At 71.2% G+C, this 21,524-nt stretch carries 18 protein-coding genes; 5 read left to right on the top strand and 13 right to left on the bottom strand.

The window, feature by feature from the left end; all coding sequences use genetic code 11:
• Positions 1-100 precede the first annotated feature (100 nt).
• The 4 genes from AB0G11_RS41975 to AB0G11_RS41990 form a co-directional block, all read right to left on the bottom strand.
• Positions 101-1,750, bottom strand: coding sequence for a carboxylesterase family protein (locus AB0G11_RS41975; RefSeq protein WP_357592415.1), 1,650 nt, complete (start codon positions 1,748-1,750; stop codon positions 101-103).
• A 75-nt stretch (positions 1,751-1,825) separates the two neighbouring features.
• Positions 1,826-2,821, bottom strand: coding sequence for a class I SAM-dependent methyltransferase (locus AB0G11_RS41980; RefSeq protein WP_357592417.1), 996 nt, complete (start codon positions 2,819-2,821; stop codon positions 1,826-1,828).
• A gap of 461 nt (positions 2,822-3,282) precedes the next feature.
• Positions 3,283-3,588 carry a hypothetical protein gene (locus AB0G11_RS41985; protein WP_219508603.1) on the bottom strand — a complete coding sequence of 102 codons (306 nt, stop codon included), beginning with the start codon at positions 3,586-3,588 and terminating at the stop codon, positions 3,283-3,285.
• A 252-nt stretch (positions 3,589-3,840) separates the two neighbouring features.
• Positions 3,841-4,575 carry a TetR/AcrR family transcriptional regulator gene (locus AB0G11_RS41990; RefSeq protein ID WP_219508602.1) on the bottom strand — a complete coding sequence of 245 codons (735 nt, stop codon included), beginning with the start codon at positions 4,573-4,575 and terminating at the stop codon, positions 3,841-3,843.
• A gap of 97 nt (positions 4,576-4,672) precedes the next feature.
• On the opposite strand from AB0G11_RS41990, the gene AB0G11_RS41995 reads away from it, so the two are divergent.
• Positions 4,673-5,365: a GNAT family N-acetyltransferase gene (locus tag AB0G11_RS41995; protein WP_219508601.1), complete on the top strand. Its 693-nt coding sequence runs from the start codon at positions 4,673-4,675 to the stop codon at positions 5,363-5,365.
• Positions 5,366-5,405: 40 nt separating this feature from the next.
• Here AB0G11_RS41995 and AB0G11_RS42000 read toward each other — a convergent pair whose 3' ends face one another.
• The 3 genes from AB0G11_RS42000 to AB0G11_RS42010 all read right to left on the bottom strand — a co-directional run bounded on the left by AB0G11_RS42000 (position 5,406) and on the right by AB0G11_RS42010 (position 10,865).
• On the bottom strand, positions 5,406-9,614 hold the full coding sequence (locus tag AB0G11_RS42000; protein ID WP_357592419.1) for a hypothetical protein: 4,209 nt from the start codon (positions 9,612-9,614) through the stop codon (positions 5,406-5,408).
• The gene (locus AB0G11_RS42005) at positions 9,607-10,026 is read right to left on the bottom strand and encodes a hypothetical protein (protein WP_357592421.1); all 420 of its coding nucleotides are present in this window, start codon (positions 10,024-10,026) and stop codon (positions 9,607-9,609) included. Before AB0G11_RS42005 ends, AB0G11_RS42000 begins: the two co-directional genes overlap by 8 nt.
• 266 nt (positions 10,027-10,292) lie before the next feature.
• Complete coding sequence (locus AB0G11_RS42010) at positions 10,293-10,865, bottom strand: hypothetical protein (RefSeq protein ID WP_219508598.1); 573 nt, start codon at positions 10,863-10,865, stop codon at positions 10,293-10,295.
• A gap of 203 nt (positions 10,866-11,068) precedes the next feature.
• Here AB0G11_RS42010 and AB0G11_RS42015 point away from each other — a divergent pair, with 203 nt between their 5' ends.
• Positions 11,069-11,305 carry an SCO4226 family nickel-binding protein gene (locus tag AB0G11_RS42015; protein WP_246645752.1) on the top strand — a complete coding sequence of 79 codons (237 nt, stop codon included), beginning with the start codon at positions 11,069-11,071 and terminating at the stop codon, positions 11,303-11,305.
• Positions 11,306-11,473: 168 nt separating this feature from the next.
• On the opposite strand, the gene AB0G11_RS42020 is transcribed toward AB0G11_RS42015, so the two are convergent.
• The 4 genes from AB0G11_RS42020 to AB0G11_RS42035 form a co-directional block, all read right to left on the bottom strand.
• Positions 11,474-12,469 carry a sigma-70 family RNA polymerase sigma factor gene (locus tag AB0G11_RS42020; protein ID WP_357592423.1) on the bottom strand — a complete coding sequence of 332 codons (996 nt, stop codon included), beginning with the start codon at positions 12,467-12,469 and terminating at the stop codon, positions 11,474-11,476.
• Between the two features lie 90 nt (positions 12,470-12,559).
• Positions 12,560-12,940 (bottom strand): nuclear transport factor 2 family protein, encoded by a 381-nt coding sequence (locus AB0G11_RS42025; RefSeq protein WP_219508595.1) that lies wholly within the window; start codon positions 12,938-12,940, stop codon positions 12,560-12,562.
• Positions 12,941-13,061: 121 nt separating this feature from the next.
• The gene (locus AB0G11_RS42030) at positions 13,062-14,072 is read right to left on the bottom strand and encodes an NAD(P)H-binding protein (protein WP_357592425.1); all 1,011 of its coding nucleotides are present in this window, start codon (positions 14,070-14,072) and stop codon (positions 13,062-13,064) included.
• A gap of 58 nt (positions 14,073-14,130) precedes the next feature.
• Positions 14,131-15,129: an NADP-dependent oxidoreductase gene (locus AB0G11_RS42035; RefSeq protein WP_357592427.1), complete on the bottom strand. Its 999-nt coding sequence runs from the start codon at positions 15,127-15,129 to the stop codon at positions 14,131-14,133.
• Positions 15,130-15,252: 123 nt separating this feature from the next.
• On the opposite strand from AB0G11_RS42035, the gene AB0G11_RS42040 reads away from it, so the two are divergent.
• Positions 15,253-16,122 (top strand): LysR family transcriptional regulator, encoded by an 870-nt coding sequence (locus tag AB0G11_RS42040; protein WP_357592429.1) that lies wholly within the window; start codon positions 15,253-15,255, stop codon positions 16,120-16,122.
• A gap of 29 nt (positions 16,123-16,151) precedes the next feature.
• Here the strand turns inward: AB0G11_RS42040 and AB0G11_RS42045 are convergent, their stop codons facing one another.
• Entirely contained in the window at positions 16,152-18,425 is a 2,274-nt protein-coding gene (locus AB0G11_RS42045) for a hypothetical protein (RefSeq protein ID WP_357592431.1), read from the bottom strand.
• 198 nt (positions 18,426-18,623) lie between these two features.
• Between AB0G11_RS42045 and AB0G11_RS42050 the strand changes: the two genes are divergently transcribed.
• Positions 18,624-19,853: a cytochrome P450 gene (locus tag AB0G11_RS42050; RefSeq protein ID WP_357592433.1), complete on the top strand. Its 1,230-nt coding sequence runs from the start codon at positions 18,624-18,626 to the stop codon at positions 19,851-19,853.
• A 386-nt stretch (positions 19,854-20,239) separates the two neighbouring features.
• Complete coding sequence (locus AB0G11_RS42055) at positions 20,240-20,398, top strand: hypothetical protein (RefSeq protein WP_357592435.1); 159 nt, start codon at positions 20,240-20,242, stop codon at positions 20,396-20,398.
• Positions 20,399-20,536: 138 nt separating this feature from the next.
• Here AB0G11_RS42055 and AB0G11_RS42060 read toward each other — a convergent pair whose 3' ends face one another.
• Positions 20,537-21,301, bottom strand: coding sequence for an IclR family transcriptional regulator (locus AB0G11_RS42060; protein ID WP_357592437.1), 765 nt, complete (start codon positions 21,299-21,301; stop codon positions 20,537-20,539).
• Positions 21,302-21,524: the final 223 nt, after the last annotated feature.

The raw sequence follows: 21,524 nt of genomic DNA on the forward strand, positions 1-21,524 counted from the left end.
TGGGGTATCACCCGGGCTCAAACAATCCTCATTTTTTCTGCTTCCTCGCCCCCCCGCCCGGGGGCGCGGGGGCCCCCGCCCCCCCCCCCCACGGCGGTGATCAGTCGGTAAGTCCGCGCCAGAAGGCGCACCGGTGCTCGTCGCCGAGGTCGACCGGGCCGATGCCGCCCTGGCTCGCGGGTTTCAGGCTGAGCACGGTCTGGCCGGACGGGGTGAAGGCGTGCCAGGCGGGTGCGCCGGCGGCCTGGGGCTTGCCGCTGTGGGCGAAGGACATCCAGTAGCCGATCATCTGCTGCGCCAGCCGCCACTGCTCGGAGATGAGCCCGTCCCAGGACTCGCCGTCCAGGTCGAACAGGTAGGGCAGGTCACTGGCGTGCTGGGCGCCCAGCGGGAAGCCGGAGGGAATGCCGGCGATGTTCGGGGCCTGGGCGTCGGCGAACTCATAGGCGTACACCGTAGTGCGGGCGGCCAGCGCCTGGTTGCCTTCCAGGGTCGGGCAGGCCCATGCGCGGTCGCTGCTCACCGTCGCCCAGGCCAGGCCGGGCGAGGAGAAGGCCGTCAGCGGGTATTCCCGCATCACCGTGCCGGCCTGATCGCCGAACGCGCTCTTCATCAGAGCGGGGTAGTTCTCGGCGGTCACCGGGATGCCGGCCTGTGCAGCGCCGGCGACGAAGCCGTTGCTCTCGCTCCTGGTGGCGCCGGAGATCACCGGCACGCGCAGGAACCTGCCCGTGCGCAGCGCCTGCGCCGGGTCCAGCGGCAGCAGCGGCGTGCCGTGGGCGAGGGCGCTGCCGAACCGTTCGTTGATCTTCATCAGCTCGGAGACCGGCTTGGAGCGCAGGCACTCCAGCTCCTTGCCCGCCGCGCAGCCGAGCTGCTTGGCCGCGGCCAGACCGATGTCCCGGCTGGTCTTCAGCGAAGCGTATGGCGTGAACGGCGGCATGTCCGGAACGGGGACGTAGGTGCCGGACGGCCAGTTGAGCGTGCACGTCCCCGACTGCATGACGGCCTTGTCGACCAGGCCGCGCGTGGCCGGGGAGGTCAGCAGCGCGCAGGTGCTCATCCCGCCGGCGGACTGGCCGATCAGCGTCACGTTGCCGGGGTCGCCGCCGAAGGCCGCAGCGTTGCGCTGCACCCATCGCAGGGCTTCGAGCTGGTCGGCCAGCCCGAAGGTGCCCGAGCCCGGCAGCCCCGGCAGCGCGAGGTAGCCGAACGCGCCGAGCCGGTAGTTGGGCGTCACCACGATCACCTCGCCCTGGCCGGCCATCCGCCGGGCGTCGTACATGCTGCCGGAGCCTTCGACGAAGCCGCCGCCGTGCAGCCACACCATCACCGGCAGCGGCTTTCGAGACGCCTTGGCCGGTGCGGTCACGTCGAGGAACAGGCAGTCCTCCCCGCCGAGCTGCTTACCCCTGTCCGCCTGCGGGCATGGCCGGCCGGGCTTGGTGGCGTCGGCCACCCCCCGCCACGGGGCAACCCGCACCGGCTCCTTCCACCGCAGCCTGCCCAGCGGCGGCTGCGCGAAGCGGATCCCCGAGTACGTCCTGACGGCACCGTCGTCCACTCCCCGTATCCGGCCCGAGTCCAGCTTCACGATCGACGGGCGTGGCTTGGGCGCCGTGGATGGCTGCGCCGCGGCCTGTGTGACGCACGCGGTCAGGGCAAGGCAGCCGCCGGTGACCAGAGCGAGTAGCCGCCGGATCGGCGGGCTCGCCATTGACGTGGCAAAACGCGATCTTTTTGCGCTCATGCGGGCCAGTCTCGCGCTGGGCCGGGGGTCGCCGTGAGGTGCGGACGTTGCGGCTTGGCGATCGGTTGTTGCGAATCAGCGCGACCAAGGACCCAGCGGCCGGGTGGCGGCGCCGGTGAGACGCCAGAGCGAGGTGACTTCCGCAGCGCGGGCGGCATGGAGGAAGTCAGCGGTGTCCCGCGCTCGTGGATGCTGCGGCCTGGTGTCGATTTTGTCCACCACGTGCAGGCCGGCTGCCTTGATGTCGGCCAGCAGTTCACTCCGCGTCCTGAGCCCGAGGTGCTCGGCCAGGTCCGACAGGATGAGCCATCCTTCACCTCCCGGTTCGAGGTGTGCGGTCAGCCCGTACAGGAAGGCGCGGAGCATGCTGCTGCCCGGGTCGTAGACGCCTTGCTCGACGGCGGAGGTGGGCCGGGCCGGGATCCAGGGCGGGTTGCAGACCACGAGGTGCGCGTTTCCGTCCGGAAAGAGGCCGGGGCCCACGACGTCGACGCGTCCGGTGAGGCGCAGCCGGCGGATGTTCTCGCGGGCACACGTCAGGGCGCGGGGGCTGATGTCGCTGGCCACGACGTGGTCGATTCCCCGTCGGGCCAGGACGGCGGCGAGCACTCCCGCTCCCGTTCCGAGGTCGAACGCGGTGCGGCGCCCCGCGGGGAGCGGTGCATGTGCGACGAGGTCGACGTATTCGCCCCTGACCGGGGAGAACACGCCGTAGTGTGGGTGAATGCGGGCGTCGAGGGCCGGTACTTCCACGCCCTTCGTACGCCACTGGTGCGCTCCGATCACGCCCAGTAGTTCTGTGAGCGAGACGGCCATCGGCCCGGACGGCGGCCCGTACGCCTCGGTGCATGCCTGGCGCACGTCGGGGGCTCTGCGCAGGTTGAGGCTGTAGTCGTCTTCCAGCAGAACGAGGAGCCTGCCGAGCACGCGGGCCCGGTGGGCGCGGGCTCTGCGGTGCAGGTGGAAGGACTCTGCCGGGCTGCCGCCCTGCCGGGAAGGTTTCCGGTCGATGCGGCGGCCCATCGCCTGCAGGAGTTGACGTGCGTTGTGGAAGTCGCCCTGCCACAGCAAGGCGGTTCCTTCGCAGGCCAGACGGTGAGCAGTGTCGGCTTTCACACGGTCGTCCGCGCCGACGACCCGGCTGGGAGGCGGTGTCGCACTCTCGGAATGCCAGTGCGCGGAACGGAGGATGCCTGTCTCGGTCCAGTGAATGGTGGACACCACGTACTCCTCGTGAATCGAACGTGCAGGGGCACGAAGAGCACTTCGACGAGGAGCAGGGCGGACGGCCCGTGCTGCTGCAGCACGGGCGCGCGTGTCAGGGCAGGTAGGGCTACCGCTCCCGCGTCGAAGCGCGAGAGGAGAGATCGCCGAGAACCATGCCTAGCGTCACGACCAGCCCTTTCGGAGAGATGACACAAGAGGCTCGCACAGCCGCCCCTCCGCAGTCAAACCAGGAGAGCCGGTCGCGGCTCCGGTGACCGAGGCACAGCCGATGTTGCAGCAGTGCGCGGCCAGTAACGTGGAGTCCTTCAGCCCCTGCCGTTGCAGGTGCGCAGCTCATGGCGTGCCTGGTGGCGGCTCCGGCGCCGGTCCTCGCGGCGGATGTGACTCCACTCCCGGCCGCCGCCGAGAATGCCGCATTCGAACAGGTAGTGGTCAGTGGCGCCCCAGTAGCAGCCGCTTCTTCCGCGGCGGTTCATGAACGCGCTGTCGGCGGTGATCTCCTCCGGCAGCGTGCACGGCCCGAACCGATGATCGTGCACGGGACGGCAGTTCGCCATCGGCGCTTCAGCCATGCCCACCCACCAGGGCCGGGTCTTGTCGGTCTTGCTCATACGGTCACCTTTCGGCTCCGCGACGCCCCGGGATGGGGCTGTCACAAGACCGGATGCACCGTGATCACCTCCACATTCGCCCGCCATGTCGGAGCCGGAAGCTTATCGCGCTGGACTTGTCCCACCCTGTGCGAGCCGTATCTCCGCACCGGTCGGCCAGGTCCCGCACCGCGCCCTGGACGGTCCGCTGGGGGATGGCCGACAGCGGACCGGCCCCGCCTGCCTGGTCGCGTTCGGAGCCGGCGGGGCCGGTTACCGGGCTGGGCGGGAGATCAGCGCTTCTATGCCGTCCAGCAGGAGGTTGAGGCCGAACTGGAAGTCGGCGTCCTCGGTCCAGCCGGTGGAGTCCCTGAGCAGGCCGGCGCGCATCATGGCCGACAGCGCCGGGTACGTCGCGGGGTCGAGGACCTCGGTGAGTATCTCGCCGTACTCGGTGGCGCCCTTGGCCCTGGCGGCGAGTTCGGTGCCCCCGGCGCCGAGCGAGTGGGTGAGGGTGGCGTCGGTGAGGGCGTAGCCGGTCAGCACCGTGGCGGCGTGGAATCGCTGGCCGTCGTCCAGCCCGGTGTCGGACAGCGCGTCCAGGGCCCGGTCAAGCCAGAGCAGCCGCCGCGGGCCCATGGGCGGGGTGCTCGGGCGCAGCTCCAGCAGCCAGGGCCGCGACAGCAGGACGTCGCGGGTGAGCCGGGTCCACGTGGCCAGGTAGGGGCGCCAGGGCAGGTTCCCGCGTTCGGGTGGTGGGGGCACGGCGCTGTCGGCCATGACGGTCAGCAGTTCGTCCTTGCTGCCGACGTACCGGTAGAGCGCCATCGGGGCGACGCCCACCTGGGCGGCGACGTTGCTCATGGAGACGGCGGCCAGCCCTTCGGCGTCGGCGATCTCGATGGCGGCCGTCGTGATCGTGGCCAGGTCCAGGCGCGGCCGGGGGCCTCTGCGCGTGGTGGGTTCGCGGTCCCACATCCGCGCCACGACGGGTGGCAGCTCTGCCATCGAACATCCTCTCGTGCGATCGGGATCTGTGTATGTCATATAGGCTAATAATTGCGTATGACGTACAGAGTAGGACGTACATGATGATGGAGGCGTGATGGAGATCCGTACGTTCGCACCGGGCGACCGTGCTGAGCTGCGCGAGCTGTTCGGGCGCGTGGGGGAGGGCGCTCCCACGGCGTCGCTGTGGGGGCACGTGGACTCGGAGGCGGCCGTCTACCTGGACCCCTACATGGAGCTGGAGCCGGACTCGCTCTTCGTCGCGGTCTCCGGGGGCGCCCTGGTGGGCTACCTGACGGGCTGCCTCGACAGCGCGAGGTTCCCCGGGGAGGGGGAGCGCATGGAGAAGGCCATGCGGACCTACAAGCTGATGTTCCGGGCCAGGCCGGCGGCCTTCTTCGCGCGCAGCCTGGCCGACCTGGCGTGGGCCGCGGTCCGCAGGCAGCCCCGCGTCGGCGAGTTCGCCGACACCCGGTGGCCCGCGCACCTGCACATCAACGTGGCACCCGAGGCCCGGGGGACCGGCGCCGCCGACGGGCTGATGAGCCGGTGGTTCGACCGGCTCAGGACGGCCGGATCTCCCGGCTGCCACCTGCAGACCCTGGTCGAGAACACCCGGGCGGTGCGGTTCTTCGAACGCATGGGCTTCGCCGAGCACGGCCCGGCGCCCCTGGTGCCCGGCCTCCGGCACGACGGCCGGCGGGTCCACCAGCGGACGATGGTCTGGAGCGCCGGCCGCGCTGCCGGAGAGGCCGAGACCGCAGCGCGGACGTCCGCCTGGCGTCGATGACCGCGGCCGCACCGCCGGCCGAGCGCGGCGCACGGCTGCTTCACCGGCCGAGCACAGCGGAGCACGCCCGGCGATGCGGTGCCGGCAGGTTGAACTCCTGCCACTCCTGCGCCGTCATCGACCTGCCGGCCGCGACGCAGGCCGAGGCGAACAGGTCACGGTCGGCGGGAAGTCCGACGTCCCAGCGCCGCATGGCCGCCTCGACGCCACCTCCGGCGCTGACCAGCGTGCGCCCGTCCGCGCTGAACGCCATCGCCGCGACATACGCCTCATGGCCGGTGATCGCGGCGCCGATCGGCTGCTGGGTGGCCACGTCCCACAGGCGGATCCTCCTGTCGTTGCCGCCGCTGGCCAGGAACCGCCCGTCGGGGCTGAAGGTCAACGAGGTGACGCCCCCGTCATGCCCGGTCATCGGCGTGCCGATCTGGCGGCGGGTCGCCACCTCCCACAACCTGATCGTCCTGTCCACGTCACTGCCGGCGCTGGCCAGGATGCGGCCGTCGGGGCTGAACGCCAGCGCCGTGATCGTCCCCGTATGACCGGTGAGGGCCGCGATGCGGCGCTGGGCGCCCGCGTCCCACAGGTCCACGACGTTGCCGTCGAACTGGGTCGTGGCGGCCAGGACCCGACCGTCGGGGCTCAACGCCGCCATCGGGTACGACGCCCCTTCCAGCCGCATCGGGACGCCGATCGGGCGGCGCGTCGCCACCTCCCACAGCCTCGTCCCCTCCCGGCCGAGCGTGAGCAGCGCCCGGCCGTCGCGGCTGAAGAGCAGGTCATCGACGTACGAGCGATCGGCGGTGAAGGGCTTGCCGAGACGCCTGCGTCCCTCCACGTCCCACAGTTGCACCGTGCCGTCCCCGGTGACCACGGCCAGCGTGCGGCCGTCCGGGGCCGGCGCCGCCAGGTGGCCGGTGAACGGGGCGCCGATCGGGCGGCCGGCGGCCACCTCCCACAGGCGCGCCTTGTCGTTCTCGTCCGTCGTGACCAGGGTGTGGCCGTCGGCGCTGAACCCCGCTGACATGAGATCGTCCGTCCCGGTGGTGAGCGGAGTCCCGAACTGGCGGAAGATGGACACGTTCCACAGCCGGACCGTCTTGTCGAGACCCGCGGTGGCCGCCGTCCGGCCGTCGCGGCTGAAGGCCATCGAGACGACCTCGTCCGTGTGGCCGCCGAGCGTGGCGCCGAGCTGGCGCCGGGTGGCCACGTCCCACAGCTTGGTCCCGTCACCCCCGGTGGTGGCCAGGACCCGGCCGTCGGGGGAGAAGGCCACATGGTGAGGGTCGTGCCCGCTGCTGATGGAGCCCTTGCTCCGGAGGGTGGCGACGTCCCACAACGCCACCTCCGTGCCGTTGCCCGCCCCGGCCAGCGTGCGGCCGTCCACGCTGAACGCCACCGATTTGATCTCGTCCTCGAAGCCGACGGCGCCGATCTTGCCGCCGGTCGCCGCGTCCCACAACGTCACGACCTTCTCGCTGGTGGTGGCGAGCCTGCGGCCGTCGGGACTGAACGCCACCGACCCGATCCCGTAGCCCTGTCCTGCGAGGAGGCGGATCTGGCGGCGCGTGGCCACGTCCCACAGCTGGGCGCCCTTCCCGGTGTGACCGGAGCCGGCCAGGGTGCGCCCGTCCGGGCTGAACACCAGCGTGCTGAGGTCTTCCCGGCTCTTCAGCGGCCCGCCGAGCGGGCGGCGCGTGGCCACGTCCCACAGGCGTACGGTGGCGTCGGCGGCAGCGGCGGCGAGAATGCGGCCGTCCGGGCTGAACGCCACCGCGTCGATCTCCGTCTTCCCGCTGGTGAGCGGCGCGCCGAGCTGGCGCCGGGTGGTCACGTCCCACAGCCGGACGGTGCCGTCCTGACCGGAACTGGCCACGGTCCGGCCGTCCTGGCTGAACGCCACTCCTTCGACGGCCTCGGCGTGCCCGATGAGCGAGCCCTTGCCGGGTGTGCTCGACGCGCTGAGCAGGGCGCGGCGGGCATCGTCGGTGGGCGCGAAGTGCCAGGCGGTGGCGGCGAGCGCCTGCGCCTGGAGGGGGTCGCGGGTCAGGACGCGTTCGCTTTGCGTGGCGAGCTGACGTGACAGGGCCTGACGGCTCTGGGTCTCGGTCAGCCGCTGCTGCGCGTCGGCGTCGCGGGCCGCGAGGACGGCGGTCCCGGCGCCCGCCAGCGATGTGATCACGAGAGCCACCAGCGTGACGAACGTCGCCCGCCGCCGCCGCGCCAGCCGCCGCACGGCCTGGTCGCCGGCTCGCAGGAAGTCGCGGGCGACCTCCCCGAGCGCGGCGTGCTGGGCGGGGTCGGCCTCCCAGCGCCGCCGCGCGGGAGCGATGGCGGCCAGGCGGGCGCCGCTGTAGAGGTAGCCGGCCTGGCGGTGGTGGGCGTCCCAGCGGGCGGCGTCCTGCGCGAGCTGCTGCAGCGCCAGCAGGTCGGCGCGGTCGGCCTGGAGCCAGGCGCGCAGCCGGGGCCAGGCCCGGATCAGCGCCTCGTGGACGATCTCCGCCCGGTCGCTGTCGACCGTGACGAGGCGGGCGCGGGTGAAGGCGTCGAGCACCGTACGGGCCAGGTCGTGCTCCTCACGGGCCGGCAGCACGTCGGACAGCGGCGCGGTCCTGCGGGTGTCGCCGGTGTTCTCGCCCAGGTGCACCAGCCGCACCAGCATCCGGCGGGCGAGCCGCTGCCCGTCCTCGCCCAGCCCGTCCAGGATCTGATCGGCGGTACGGGCCAGCGCCTGGCCGATGCCGCCGGTGGCCCGGTACCCGCCCAGGGTGAGCACGCCGTTCTCGCGGCGTTGCCAGGTGGCCAGCAGCGCGTGGGAGAGCAACGGCAGCGGCGGGCCGCCCAGCCCGGCTCCCAGGTCCTCCAGCAGCAGCTCCACCAGCCCTTCTTCGAGGGCCAGGCCCGCCAGCCGGGCGGGCTGCTCGATCACCTCGCGCAGTTGCTCGCGGCTGAGCGGGCCGACCACGACCGGGTGCTCCAGCGCGTGGGTGAGCTCGGGGAAGGAGGTGCAGTGACCGAAGAAGTCGGCGCGCACGCCGATCACGACCGCGGCGCGGCGCGCCGCCGCGGCCAGCGCCGCGATGAACGCCGCCCGCTGCGCCTGGTCGGTGCATTCGGTGAACAGCTCCTCGAACTGGTCCACCACGATCACCGCGTCGCCGGGCAGGGCCTCCACCAGCTCCGCCCATCCCGCTTGTTCCGCCGGTTCCGCCCGTTCCGGGACGTCGGCGACGGCCTCGATCGCCTCGCGCAGGCGCGCCGGCGGGGCCGCGCCCGGCGTGAGCAGCAGGCAGCGGCGCACGCCCAGAGCCGGGATCAGCCCGGCCCGCAGCACCGACGACTTCCCCGCCCCCGAAGGGCCGGCGACCAGCAGCGGCTCCCCGCCGCAGCGGCGCACGCGCTCCTCCAGCGTGCGCGTGAGCTCCGCGCGGCCGAAGAACAGCGCCGCGTCCTCCTCCCCGTAGGAGTGCAGCCCCAGGAACGGGCTGCGGCTGCCGTCCTGCGCCGCCGGGGCGGGCAGCGGGCGTCCCGCGGGAAGCCGGTAGGCGACGTTGACCGCGAAGGGACGGCGCCCGGCGGCGTCGGCGGCCTGCCTGCGCGGGCGCGGCAGGCCGCGCGCCCGCAGATCCCGGTTGAGCGCGGCGTGCACGTCGTCCAGGGACAGCAGCGGCGGCCCGGCGGGATCCCCCTCCGACAGCAGGCGGATCAGCGCCCCGGTGAACGCCGTGTGCCGCTCGCCGGGCAGCGACCAGGCGGCCTCGTCCATGCTGGTGGCGGTCAGCAGGTAGCTGTCCGGCCAGCCCGCGGCGCGGCCAGCCCAGCAGCAGTCCATGATCACGATGCTGAGCCCGGCCCGGCTCCTGGTCAGCAGCTCGCGCGCCTCGGCGTACGGCAGCGCCTGGTTGCGCGGCGGCCCCCGTCCCAGGTCCACGCTCGCCCGCGTGGCCAGGTACAGCCGGTTGTCCGGCCCGATCAGCCCATGACCGGCGTACCAGAACAGCAGCACCTCGCCCGCCCGCCCGGCCAGGGCGTCGATCTCCGCCGCCAGGTGGGAGGGATCGGGCGGATCCAGCAGGCAGGTCACGTGCTCGCGGGCCAGCCCGGTGGCCTTGACCAGGGCGTCGGCGAGATCCCGCGCGCTCGTGGCCGCCGCGGGCACGTCGCCCGTCAGCGCTCCGGGAACATGCCGGCTCGACCCCACCAGCAGCGCCCGCACCCCAGGGCCGGACAGCAGCCCCGGCCGGTCAGTCACGCGGGCCCTCCGCGGGCGGCCCGTCCTTGAGCGCGGCCTCGACCTGCGCGGCCAGCGCCCGGGTCTGCTCGGCGTTCAGCGTCCTGACGCGCTGGGCGCTGACCTCGACCTCGGTGTCGCCGTCCGTCCTGCGCACCTTGACCGTCACGTCGCTGGTGCGGTAGCGCAGCCAGGCGATCAGGACGCCGGCCACGGCCGCCACCACGCCGGCTGAGCCGGTCACCACCTGCACCGCCTCGGCCACCGGGCCCAGCGCCCCGGGAGGAGGCTCGCGCTCGACCAGGCGCACCCACCGGCGGACCAGGGGATCCTCGGACAGCCACGCGTGCAGCTCCCGCACCTGGCCCGGCCCGCCGTCCACCGCCAGCACGCCCTGGCCGGCACCCGAGGTCTCGTTCGAACCGCTTCCCATGCCACCCCTCCGCGAGCCGGTACGGCGATCGCCACCTGGGTATCGCTCCGGCCGGTCCCAGCGCTACCCGCCCGGTGTCACAGAGCCGGCCAGGCACCAGGCGTTCTTGAGCTGCCGTCTCCGGTCGCCCCCACCCCAGCGCCGGGACTTGACGATATGGAGGAGGCCCGCGGTCCCGGTCGCGGTGTCAGGGGGATACGCGGGGGACCGCGGGCAGTTTCGGTGGGCCGCCCCGGATCCCCGGCTGGACGGCTAGGTCGGCCGGCTCAGAGCTGGATGCCCTTGATGATCTGCGCAAGCTCGGGTACGAGAGGCTGGCTGGCCATCACGGTGACGACGACACCCTTGCGCTCGACCCATCCCGCGTACTGGCCGTGGCCCAGCGCGCCGTCGCCCTGCTGGGTGAGCACCTGACGGTCACCGATCTTCACGGTCTTGGTCTTTCCGGAGAACGTCCCGATGTCGAACGGCCCGTTCTTGAGCTGCGCCAGCTTGCTCGCCTTCGGCCAGCACACCACCCTGACCCACAGCGACCGGCTCCGGCGATCCACCTCGCTGCGGTCGTCAGTCCACTGGTAGCCATACTCGGTGATGCCGTCGTGCTTGTTGACGACCACCGATCCGTTCTTGAACCCCTTCGGGATGTGGTTGACGCGGACTCCCTTGATAGCTGTGGCGCCCCTCGGCGGCTTGTCGATCTTGGAGTCGTACGACCGCTTCACCTCCGCCTTGGTCGGGACGGGGCAGTTGGGGCGCTCGGCGGCCTGGGCCGGGAGGGCCACCACAGCCGCGGCGACGGGCAGTACGGACAGCACGGCGATCTTCTGCAGCTTGTTCATACCGGGTTGGATGCGACGGATTCGCGAAAAGTTCAGTAGCACGCGGCCCTGCGGTCACCACGGCAACGCCGACACCACCGGACTGTGAGAACCCGCCGGCTGCTTCTCGCCGTGGACAGGCTTTGAACCAATACGGGGAAACCGGTGGCCCGGGTCGGATCTACGCTGGGATGGACATGGAATGGGAGGAAACCATGAAATTCATGGACGTCCACCATGGCATGACCGGCATCACCGCGGACCAGCTCAAGCAGGCCCACGACGCTGACCTGGCCATCCAGGAAGAAGAGCGGGTCACTTTCGAGACGGCGTGGGCCGATCCCGACTCCGGGCTCGTCTACTGCCTGTCCGAGGCGCCGGACGCCGACGCCGTGCAGAGGATCCACCAGCGTGCGGGGCACCCGGCCGACGAGATCCACCCCGTGCCGCTGACCGTCTAATTGCTCGGACACTCTTCCCGGCAGCGGGAAAGGTGAAGGGCTGCGGCCGATGCGCACATGTGCGCGAGCAGCATGCTCGGGTTCCACGGGCGAGGCCGGCAGGGCCGACGGCGCGCGCTCCGTGACAGGCGTACCGGACGGCCGCCTCCAGCAACCCCGCTCCAGCCGTCATCGGCGTACCGCCTGGCCGGTCGCCGGATCGATCTGCGGCAGGCCGAACAGGGAGAAGACGCTGCTGTCCATGAACGCGACAATGCGCTCTATCCCGGCCGGGGAAACGGCGAGCACGTGGAGGGCGTGGGCGCGCCAGTAACCGTCCCGGGTCGCGAGGTAGATCGCGACGCCGGGTTGCCCGTTCGCGTCGACGCGGACGAACCGCGCCTGCCCGGCGGCCGGCAGACGGGGCGTCAGGAAGCGGGCGACGGCTTCCCGGCCCGCGAACCAGGTGGGGATCGGCGGCATCTCGAAGGTCGCCTCCTGCGCCAATGTCCGCGTCAGCGCGTCGATGTCGGCCCCTTCGAACGCGGTGACGTAGCGCCGCAGCAGCTCGCGCTGACGCTCTTCGGTGGGTTCGGCGAGCTGCAGATCAGGCCCGGGGAGGTTGCCGAGTTGTGTCCTGGCCCGCTGCAGCAGGCTGTTCACGGACGCGACGGTGGTGTCGAGCAGCTCGGCGACCTCGGCGGCGCGCCACATCAGCACATCGCGCAGGATCAGCACCGCACGCTGTCTGGGCGGGAGCACCTGGAGGGCGGCTATCAGCGCCAGGCGCAGCGTTCCTCGATCAGCTACCACCTCGGCCGGGTCTCGCGCCTCGTCGGGAACGCGGGCGGGGATAGGCTGCAGCCACGGGATGTCCCAGCGCGGTTCGGCCGGCGCCGCAGGGTCGCCGGCGGGCCCGCCGAGGCCGGACGGCAGGGGGCGGCGGCCGGCCTGCTCCGCGGCGCGGAGGCAGGCGTTGGTCGCGATCCGGTACAGCCACGTCCGCAGAGAGGACCGGCCGGCGAACGTCCCGTAGGAGCGCCAGGCGCGCAGGTAGGTCTCCTGCACGATGTCCTCCGCGTCGTGCACGGAACCCACCATGCGGTAGCACAGTTTCAGCAGTTCGTCGCGGTACGGGTCGGCCAGACGAGTGAACTCCTCGCCCGGCCTCACTGGCTGTGTCACATCGACTCCCTTCCGCCTCCGCAGCGGCGGATCGTTGGGGCTGGTGTTCCGCGCCCCCGAGCTCGCGGCACGGAACACCCCGGAAGGAGGTCACCCGGCGGCTGCCGCCTGCGCTTCCTCCGCCTTGCGCATCGCGTACGTGTCGAACACCACCACATCAGAGATGATCTTGCCGTCCCGGACGACCAGGTGATCGACGGTGCGCAACGTACCGAACGGTCCGGTTCTCATGTCGTAGACCACCACCGCCTGCTCGGCGTCACCCAGCGCCGCGATGATGTCCACTCCCGTGACAACCTGAGCGAACCCCCCGATCGCGGCCGCCACCGCTTCGGCGCCCTCGAGGCGAACCCGGGGGCTCTGGAACACCACGTCCTCGGCCAGGCACTCCGTGACTGTGGCCATGTCACCGGTTCCGAATGCCTTGATGAACACCGTCGCGACGTCGACGGCTGCTCTGCGCTCTGCCATGAACACTCCTCTGTATTTCTCCACCGATCGATCACGCCGCGGGCGGCGCGTACCGCATCCCGCCTTTACTGATCCGGCGACCGGCCGAAACTCATCGCCGGTTTCGACCGGAGCACGGATGTCAGGCGGCGCGCCGCGGGCGGGTCGCGGTTGAATAGTCAGAGATCGGCCGCGACGAGCGAATGGCCGGCACCAGCTCATCGCGGATGAAGTCCTCGATGCGGTACGCCGCCTGAGTCGCGGGCGGCGGTTCTTCCCACGGTGCCTCGCCCAGCGCGGTGGCCATCGCCCAGGTCTGGTTCAGCAGCGTCGCGAAGCTGCGGCCGGTGCCCGCCGCCATGAGGTCCGCGATGTCGGCCTCGGCGGAGGTCTGCTCCACCCCTACGGGCCGGCCGAGGTGCTCGCTGAGCAGCGTGGCGATCTCCCGCATGGTCATGGGCCGGATGGGATGAACGGGTGCGGCGCTGACCCCGCGAAAATGCGGATCCCCCAGCAGGCGTACGGCGACGGCCGCCACGTCGCGCGCGCTGACCAGCTGAAGGGTGGCGTCGGTGCCGAGGGGCGAGCTGAGCACAGCCCGCTCCCGCAGCGGCCCCAGGAAGTAGTAGAGGATCTCGAAGAAGCTCGGCGGCTGGACGTGCACCACATTGAGGCCATCCACCTGGTTGAGGATGGACTCGATGGCGGCGTGCCCGGCGATCAGGCCGCCCACGCGACCGTCGTCGGCCCCCTTCGTGCTGACGAACGCCGCATGCCGCAGCCCGGTCCGTTCGGCGGCCGAGGCGTAGACCCGGGCGATCCTACGCTGGTAGCGGGGAAAGTCCGGTGCGGCAGGACGCGGCGGGACGATCAGCAGGGCGCCGTCGACGTCGGCGAACGCGTCCTCCACGTAGCCCTGGTCGGCCAGGTCACCGGCGAGGACCTCGGCTCCGGCCGCCTCCAGCTCCTTCAGACGCGCGTGGTCGCGGCCCATCACGCGGACCTGGTGACCGGCTCGAAGGAGCCCACGCGCCGCGTGGCCGCCGACGTGTCCGGTCGCCGCGGTCACAGCGTAGGTTCGTGCGTTGTCCATCAGTGCCTCCAGCGTTCGGATCCTCTGGATGAATAGATCCGTCAGCTCTGCCGAACTCATCGCCCGGCCGCCGCTCCATGACTCCTGAGCGGGGTCATGGAGCGGCGGAGGCCGGTGATCAGGAGGACACCGTCAGCACGATCTTGCCCTGGATGTGCCCCCGCGCGGCCCGCGCGTGCGCGCTGGCCGCTTCGGACAGCGGGTAGGCGCTGTCCACCCCGACCTGGAGCTTGCCCTCGTCGAACAGGCGCCCGATCTCGCCGAGCTGGGGGCCGTTGGAACGCACCTGAATGATCGAGACGGTGATGCCCAGACGCGCCGTCTCCTCCGGGTCGTACTGGGCGAAGAACACCGGAAGCATGGTGCCGCCACGCTTGAGCACGGTCAGGAACCGTAAACTGTCCGGGCCGCCGACGGTGTCGATCACCAGGTCGACGCCGCTGACCACGTCCGCGGCCCACGTCGTGGTGTAGTCGATGAACTCGTCGGCGCCGAGCTTGCGCAGGAACTGCTCGTGCCGCCCCGAGGCCACCGCGATCACGCGTGCCCCCTTCCACTTCGCCAGCTGCACCGCGAAATGACCCACTCCACCAGCGGCCCCGTTGACCAGTACGGTCATCCCCGGCGTGATCGGGACCGGCCGGTGCACCCGGCCGGTGAAGGGAGAGGGCACGTCGTGGCCGAGATCGACCAGGTACTGCCATGCCGTCAGCAGAGCCATCGGCGCACCGGCCGCCTCGACGAAACCGATACCGGCCGGCTTGAGAGCCAGGTCGGAAGCCGGAGCGGCCACGTACTCGGCGTACGTGCGGCCGTCGAATCCCGGGAACCGCAGCATGCCGAAGACCTCGTCACCGACGGCGAACCCGGACACATCCGGAGCGACCGCCTCAACCACGCCCGACATGTCCGTTCCGGGGATGAGCGGGAACTCCAGCACCGGCCTCATCTCGGCCGGTATGACCTTCATCCCCTCACGCAGGTACCAGTCCGGCGGGTTGATGCCCGCCGCGTGCACCCGGACGAGCACCTCGCCCGGGCCGATCCCGGGAACCGGCACCTCCTCGTACCACAGAACCTCCGGCCCGCCCGCCTCGTGGAACTGGATCGCCTTCATCGCGCCCATCGCTTTCTCAGGGGAAACGTTGCTCCCTAAGTCAAGACCCTGGACCGCGTGGCCGTCCAAGACCCCTCCGGCAAACGGGTCATTCCGAAACAGCATGACGCGTACCCTGAAGCGGTGAACGATCTCGGACGGGACCTGGAACTGCGGCTGGTGCGCTACTTCACCGTGGTGGCGGAACACCAGCACTTCGGCCGGGCCGCCGCCGACCTGCACGTGGCCCAGCCGGCGCTGAGCCGCCAGATCCAGCGGCTGGAGAAGTACCTCGGGACGAGGCTGCTGGACCGCACCTCCCAGGGCACCCGGCTCACTCCGGCCGGCCGGACATTCCTGCCCCGGGCCCAAGCCCTGCTGCAGGCCGCCCGCGAGGCCGAAGTGGCCGTGCGCGAGCTAGCCCGGAGCGAGCGCATCACCATCGGTTACGTCGAAGACCTGGTGATCACCACCGTCGTACGGGAACTGCGCCACCGTCACCCGGACGCCGAGATCACCACCCGGCATCTGAGCTGCCGCGACGTCGGCGCACTGCCCGACAGGCGCGTCGACGCCCTGATCGCGAGGACCCCGTTGCCGCTGGCCGCCGACGACGTATCCACCACCCCGCTGTACGAGGAACCCCGGATGCTCGTCGTCCCTCGCGGCCATCCCCTGGCCGGCCGCGCGTCGGTGACCGCGGAAGAACTGGCCGGCCAGGAAGCGGCGCCGTGCGCGTTCGAGACCGCGGACTGGACGTCCTATCGGATCCTCGGAGCCGGCGTGCCGCAGATCGAGAGCTACGAGGACAAGCTCGAACTCGTCGCCAGTGGCCGGGCGATCGCCGTCCTGCCGGTCGGCGATCGGCGCAGCTCACTGCGTCCCGACCTCGTCACCGTCCCGATCGAGGGCGCTCCGCCCAGCCAGGTCGTCCTGGCCGGCCGCAGGGGCGACCCGAACCCCATGCTCAAGAGTCTCCGCCTGGGCGCCCGGGCAGTCCTGACGAAGTCCTGAGATCAGCGCGGCAACGCTGGAGGATCACGTCACCTCCGCTTCCGGTGAACTACCTCCTTGTCGCCCTTGCCCGGATACGCCATGATCAGCAGCCGTTGCCCGCTCTCCGCTTCGCCCTTCCAGGGGAACCAGGCGTGGTGCACGCGGATGCGGTAGTGACCCTTGCGCCCGTTGAGGGCGAGGTTGGGCAGCTCGGTGCCGCTGAGGCTGTCGTAGAGCACGATCTCGCCGCCCGGGCTGTAGTAGCCGACCTCGACCACCTTGTCCCAGCCCTTGGTCTCGACAGGCGGCCGGCGGGTGTAGGTCTCCAGGGTGACGCAGAGGTCGAAGTCGGGGTGGGTCATGACGGCCAGGATGCCGCGAGAGGAGGAGACCAGCCCGTTGCCGGGGTCCGTGTCCGACACCGCTTCCTCCTCTCCTTCTCCCTCGTACGTCTGCAGCACCCCGTAGTCGGTCCACTGCGGCTCCTTCATCCGGATCGCCCTGGCCGGCTTGATGCGCGGGCGGTGGCGCGGCGTGGCGTCGCACATGGCTTGGGCGTCGGCCTGCATCGCCGCGATCTCCTGGTCCTGCTTGGCCTTCGCGGCCTCGACGATGGCGGTGGCGCTGGGGCAGATGCCGGCCAGAGGATCGGTGAGGGAGGCGCGGCCGATCTTCAGCCGGGCCAGCTCCCGTGGGTCGTTGCGGGTGTGGACGCCGCACAGCCGGCGCCCGTAGGCGAGCACGACCTGGTCGGGCGTGGTGGCGGGGAACACGTGCAGGCCCCGCGCGCCGTCGTGGTTGCGCAGGGAGCACACGAACTTCTGCTCGGCCGTCAGCTCGCGCGGCGCCGCCTGGCCCGTGTCGACCTCCCACGGCGCGGGCAGGTCGCAGTCCGTGGCGGGGCCGCGGGCCTGGTCCGCTGCGGGCAGCAGGCACAGGGCCACCGCCGAGGCGAGCCCCGCCAGGAGGACATGGTGACGGATGCGATGGGCGGGCGGGGCGGCGTACAGGAAGAGCAGGATGAGGCCGGAGGCGGTGAGCGCGAGGGCGTACCAGAGCGGGGAGATGCCGGGGGAGAGGAGCTGGGCGCTCTCGTAGGGGACGGTGGCACCCGGCTCGGCGTAGAGGCTTTCCGGGTAGAGCCACAGCTCCCCGAAGAAGGCGGAGTGCTCCGAGGTGAACGCGCTCACGGCGCCGACCCCGCCCAGCAGGAACAGGCTCAGCGTCGTGCCGCGCAGTAACGTGCGCGTCCGCCGCCGCACGGCTGCCAGGATCAGCACCGCCGGCGCGCCGACGCCGACGAGGAGGTCGAGCGCGAACCAGTACGCGGTGGCCTCCGACCCGGTGAACTCGCGTACCACGTCGCCCAGCACGTTCTTCGGCCCGAGCCAGAACGGGATCCCCTGCGCGAGGTTGACGGCTGCGGGGACCAGCGGGAGCACGATCGCCACGGCCGGCAGCGGCCACCACCTGGCACGTACCCGCACGGGCTCCGTCCGGGGAGAGGGAGGCTGGAGCGTGCCCAGGTCGTGCGCGGAACGCGCCCACCAGACCAGCGAGAAGACCGAAACCGCGCTCAGGAGCGAGGGCATCAGCAGCTCCCACGCCACCGATTCCGCGCCGCCGAACGCCACGACCGAGATCGAGCCGGACGAAAGGAGCGAGAAGAAGACCGCGATCACGCCGGCCCGTACCGTCGCGCCGTTCCAGCGCGGATCCCGCGCCTGCGCCACCAGCAGGGACACCAGACATACCGACCACAGGGCGTCCAGCGCCCAGGTCCAGTTCTGCCCGGCGAAGAGGTAGTTGCCGCTCTGGTACGCGATGGTGATGACGCCGTCGTACACCACGCTGAGCGTGCCGGTCACGAGCATGAGCACCCGTGGCCATCGGCGGGGGTTCCCCCGCAGCACGCGGAAGAACAGCCATATCGCCACGAGCTCGACCACATTGGCGACCAGGGACATCCACCACAGGTAGGGGATCGGCAGGTCCCAGGACAGGACGTATACGGACATGGCGTAGAGAGCGACCCGCAGCAGCCGTACCTCCCGGCCGTACCGCGCCGGTTCCCCGCGCAGCCGTCCGCGCAACACCTCCCGGTACGCCCACGCCTGCACCGCGGCGATCGGCACCAGCACGGCGGCCAGCCACGGCCACGCCCGGATCTCGTCCGCCAGGTATCCGTTCGGGTCCGCGACGACTCTCCACAGGGGGACGAGGTCGCCGGTGACCAGCCCGACGACGGCGAGGACGCTCACGGCGGCCACGTAGAGGGCCGCGAAGCCGGCTGCGAATCGGCCGAAACGATGGCGGCGCATGAGGCACTCCGGCATGGGGGGATGGGGAGGAAAACGCCCAACCTTACTGATCACCGGCCAAGTGGATCAAGCGCCGGCTGCAGTCGCCGGAGGCACGGCGGGATGTCCCAAAGGGATGTGGCCGATGAGTCATTGACCGCACACGGGTTGTTTCGTACGTTCATGGGGCTCGTCGGACGGCATCGCCGGGAGGCGCTCATGACGGAACTGTCCAGCACCCCATGGCCATGGCCATGGCCCGACCTTCCGCCCGGTCCGCTCGGCACCGCCTCCCCTGAACTGGCCCGCAGGCTCGCCGAGGCTCCGGCGGAGCCCGTCACGATGCCGAGCGGGGACCAGGTGCCGATGATCGTCGGCTACGAGGACGTCCGTACCGTTCTCGCCTCGCCGGCCAGCAGCCGCAACCTGCGCGAACCCGGGCTTCCCAGGATGGTCAGCGGCACCTCCCTCGAGGACGACCCCTCGGCACTGATCAACCAGGACCCGCCGGAGCACACGCGGTACCGCCGCATCATGCAGGGCACCTTCACCCCCAGACACATCGAACGCTGGCGGCCCCGCGCGGCCGCGATCGCCGGCGAGCTGATCGACGCGGCCGGCCAGGAGTTCGACCTGGTCACCGATTTCGCCCTGCCGCTGCCCGCGCGCGTGATCTGCGAGATGCTCGGCGTCCCGATGGACCGGTTCGATCAGTTCCGCGGCTGGACGGAGATGTTCCTGTCCACGTCCGAGGCGAGCGCCGAAGCCAGGGGAGAGGGATTCGCCGCGTTCATGGCGTACGCCGGCGAGCTGATCGCCGAGCACCGCGCCAAGCCGGGCGACGACCTCATCGACCTGCTCATCGAGGCGCGCGACGAGGGGGACAGGCTCAGCGAGCCGGAGCTGACCCACATGGTGTTCACCCTGATCATGGCAGGGCACGAGACCACCGCATCGATCATCATCCGAGGCGCGTTCCGCCTTCTGTGTCACCCTGACCAGTACGCGCAACTGGCGGCCCGCCCCGAACTCCTGGAACCGGCGGTGGAGGAGATCCTGCGCTGCGAAGGCCCCGGAGGGAACGGCCTGCTCAGGCTGGTCACCGAGAACATCGAGCTGCCCGGCGGCGTGATTCCCGGGGGCACCGTCGTGCTGCCCAACCCCACGGGCGCCAACCACGACCCGTCGGCGTTCGACGACCCGCTGCGGTTCGACATCCGGAGGTTCGCCGGAACGGCGCCGCCCAATCCGCACCTGACGTTCGGCCACGGCCCCCACTACTGCCTGGGGGCGAATCTGGCCAGGATGGAACTGCAGGAAGCCTTCCGCGCCCTGGTGACGCGGCTGCCCTCCCTCCGCGCCCAGGAGGACCTGTCGACGCTCCGCTGGACCAACGACGGACTGATCCATCGCCCGGTCCGGCTCCCGGTCAAGAAGAACGCGTCTTGACCGGCCTCTTGATCCGTGTAGGGGGAAGGGCGGCAGGACGAGCTGGCCGGGGCATGGCGTTGCCCTCGGGCCAGGACCAGGCCGAATGGGTCAGGTTCTGCGGGGCGCGCTGATCCTCGGTGTCGTGTCCGGCTCCCCCGGCCGGTGTCGCTACTGCGCGTCCGCGACGGCGACCTGATCGGCGTGCCGCACGGGCCCACGATCCGGCTCGACGTCAACAACGCCGCGTCGGTGCCGACCGCGCTCACCGCCTGAACCCAACGGGTACCCGAGCCCGGCAGCGCGGCGGCTGAGAGGGCAGACGCGGATGAGCGTTAGCCAAGGCTCCGCAAGCACGCGGCGATGGCCGTCTCGTCAGGAGTCGCACTCTCGGCGCTGACGGCACCGTGACGATTCCCGGCCAGGGCATCTCGTACGGGCGCGACGTGCGGCCGTGCAACCAGGCGGCCGAGGTGACGTACGCCCATAAGAACGTGGGGTTCACCGAGCGGCCGGCGAAGCTCGGCAAGGTCATCGACGAGTACGAGAAGCGCCACTTCTCCTGAACTCCGCCGCCCGGACTGCGCCTCACCGGGCGGCCTGCGGATACCGCCCGCACCCAGACGGCAGTGCCGGACGGGTGCGGGCACGAGCGTTCCGCCGCTGTCGCGCCGCGCCGGACGGCTGCGCGGTTCAGTTCCGGTTCACAACGCGTGCGTACGTTCGTGGACCAGGGTGGCGCCGAGCTCGATGAGACGGCTCTCCGGCAGGCGGGAGGTCGGCCCGGACACGGCGATCGATCCGATGCACCTGCCGTTGTGCGTCAGGGGGGTGGCGACGCAGGACGCGCCGACGAGGGTCTCGTCGATGTCGAGGGCGAAGCCGGCGTTGCGCGCCTCCTCCACCCGCTGCCGCAGTTCCAGCGGTCCCTTGGGGGCGCGCTCGGTGCCGCCCGAGTAGTTCAGTGTGCCGAGGACCTCGTCGAGGGCGGGGTCGTCGAGCGTCGACAGGTAGGCCCGGCCCACCGCGGAGCAGTGGACGGGCCGTACGGTGCCGAGCCGTTCGCGGAGGGTGAGCACCTCCGATGAGGGCTGGTACTGGACGTAGACCATGTTGCCGCTGGCGGGCGCGGCGAACAGCGACGCCTCGCCGGTCGCCGCGGTCAGCCGCTTGAGCAGGGGGCCGACCTTCTCCACCAGCTGCTCGTGGGCGGGGTGGTTGGCGATCAGCCCGTAGAACCGCTCCGGGCGGATGGTGAACTCCTTGGTGACGTCGTCGCGGGCGACGTAGCCGGCGTCCACGAGGTCGCTGAGGATCCGCAGGGCGCTGCTGCGGTTCACGTTGACCAGCCGCCCCACCTCGGCGGCCGTCGCGGCCTTGATGGCCAGGTGCTCGAGAACCATGAGGCCACGCCTGATGTGCGACACGTTGCCGAGGTCGCCGCTGTCCCCTGATCGCTTGTCTGGCATAGAGATGATTCTCTCCCTACCAAGATCGTGGACTGACAGTTTCCGGAAAACTTCTCGATGTTCCGCTGAGTGTGCCGAACAATAAGAAGTGTTGCACTGAGAACAACATCCAAAGCCTCATTCGGGTTAAGGGGTTCTGCCGGGTCTGGGGCGAAAGCGCCTCCATAACCCTAGCCCGACGTTCATTCGAAGGAAACCTCTTGACACTCTTAGCGCGCCTGCC

The organism is Nonomuraea sp. NPDC023979 (assembly GCF_040639085.1).
Taxonomy (GTDB): domain Bacteria; phylum Actinomycetota; class Actinomycetes; order Streptosporangiales; family Streptosporangiaceae; genus Nonomuraea; species Nonomuraea ceibae.

Excerpts from the sequence above, each read along its gene's own strand:
- AB0G11_RS41990 (WP_219508602.1), bottom strand. The coding sequence starts at position 4,575 with ATGGCAGAGCTGCCACCCGTCGTGGCGCGGATGTGGGACCGCGAACCC.
- AB0G11_RS42045 (WP_357592431.1), bottom strand. The coding sequence starts at position 18,425 with ATGCGCCGCCATCGTTTCGGCCGATTCGCAGCCGGCTTCGCGGCCCTC.
- AB0G11_RS41985 (WP_219508603.1), bottom strand. The coding sequence starts at position 3,588 with ATGAGCAAGACCGACAAGACCCGGCCCTGGTGGGTGGGCATGGCTGAA.
- AB0G11_RS41975 (WP_357592415.1), bottom strand. The coding sequence starts at position 1,750 with ATGAGCGCAAAAAGATCGCGTTTTGCCACGTCAATGGCGAGCCCGCCG.
- AB0G11_RS42005 (WP_357592421.1), bottom strand. The coding sequence starts at position 10,026 with ATGGGAAGCGGTTCGAACGAGACCTCGGGTGCCGGCCAGGGCGTGCTG.
- AB0G11_RS42060 (WP_357592437.1), bottom strand. The coding sequence starts at position 21,301 with ATGCCAGACAAGCGATCAGGGGACAGCGGCGACCTCGGCAACGTGTCG.
- AB0G11_RS41995 (WP_219508601.1), top strand. The coding sequence starts at position 4,673 with ATGGAGATCCGTACGTTCGCACCGGGCGACCGTGCTGAGCTGCGCGAG.
- AB0G11_RS42010 (WP_219508598.1), bottom strand. The coding sequence starts at position 10,865 with ATGAACAAGCTGCAGAAGATCGCCGTGCTGTCCGTACTGCCCGTCGCC.
- AB0G11_RS42025 (WP_219508595.1), bottom strand. The coding sequence starts at position 12,940 with ATGGCAGAGCGCAGAGCAGCCGTCGACGTCGCGACGGTGTTCATCAAG.
- AB0G11_RS42030 (WP_357592425.1), bottom strand. The coding sequence starts at position 14,072 with ATGAGTTCGGCAGAGCTGACGGATCTATTCATCCAGAGGATCCGAACG.
- AB0G11_RS42035 (WP_357592427.1), bottom strand. The coding sequence starts at position 15,129 with ATGAAGGCGATCCAGTTCCACGAGGCGGGCGGGCCGGAGGTTCTGTGG.
- AB0G11_RS42015 (WP_246645752.1), top strand. The coding sequence starts at position 11,069 with ATGGACGTCCACCATGGCATGACCGGCATCACCGCGGACCAGCTCAAG.
- AB0G11_RS42050 (WP_357592433.1), top strand. The coding sequence starts at position 18,624 with ATGACGGAACTGTCCAGCACCCCATGGCCATGGCCATGGCCCGACCTT.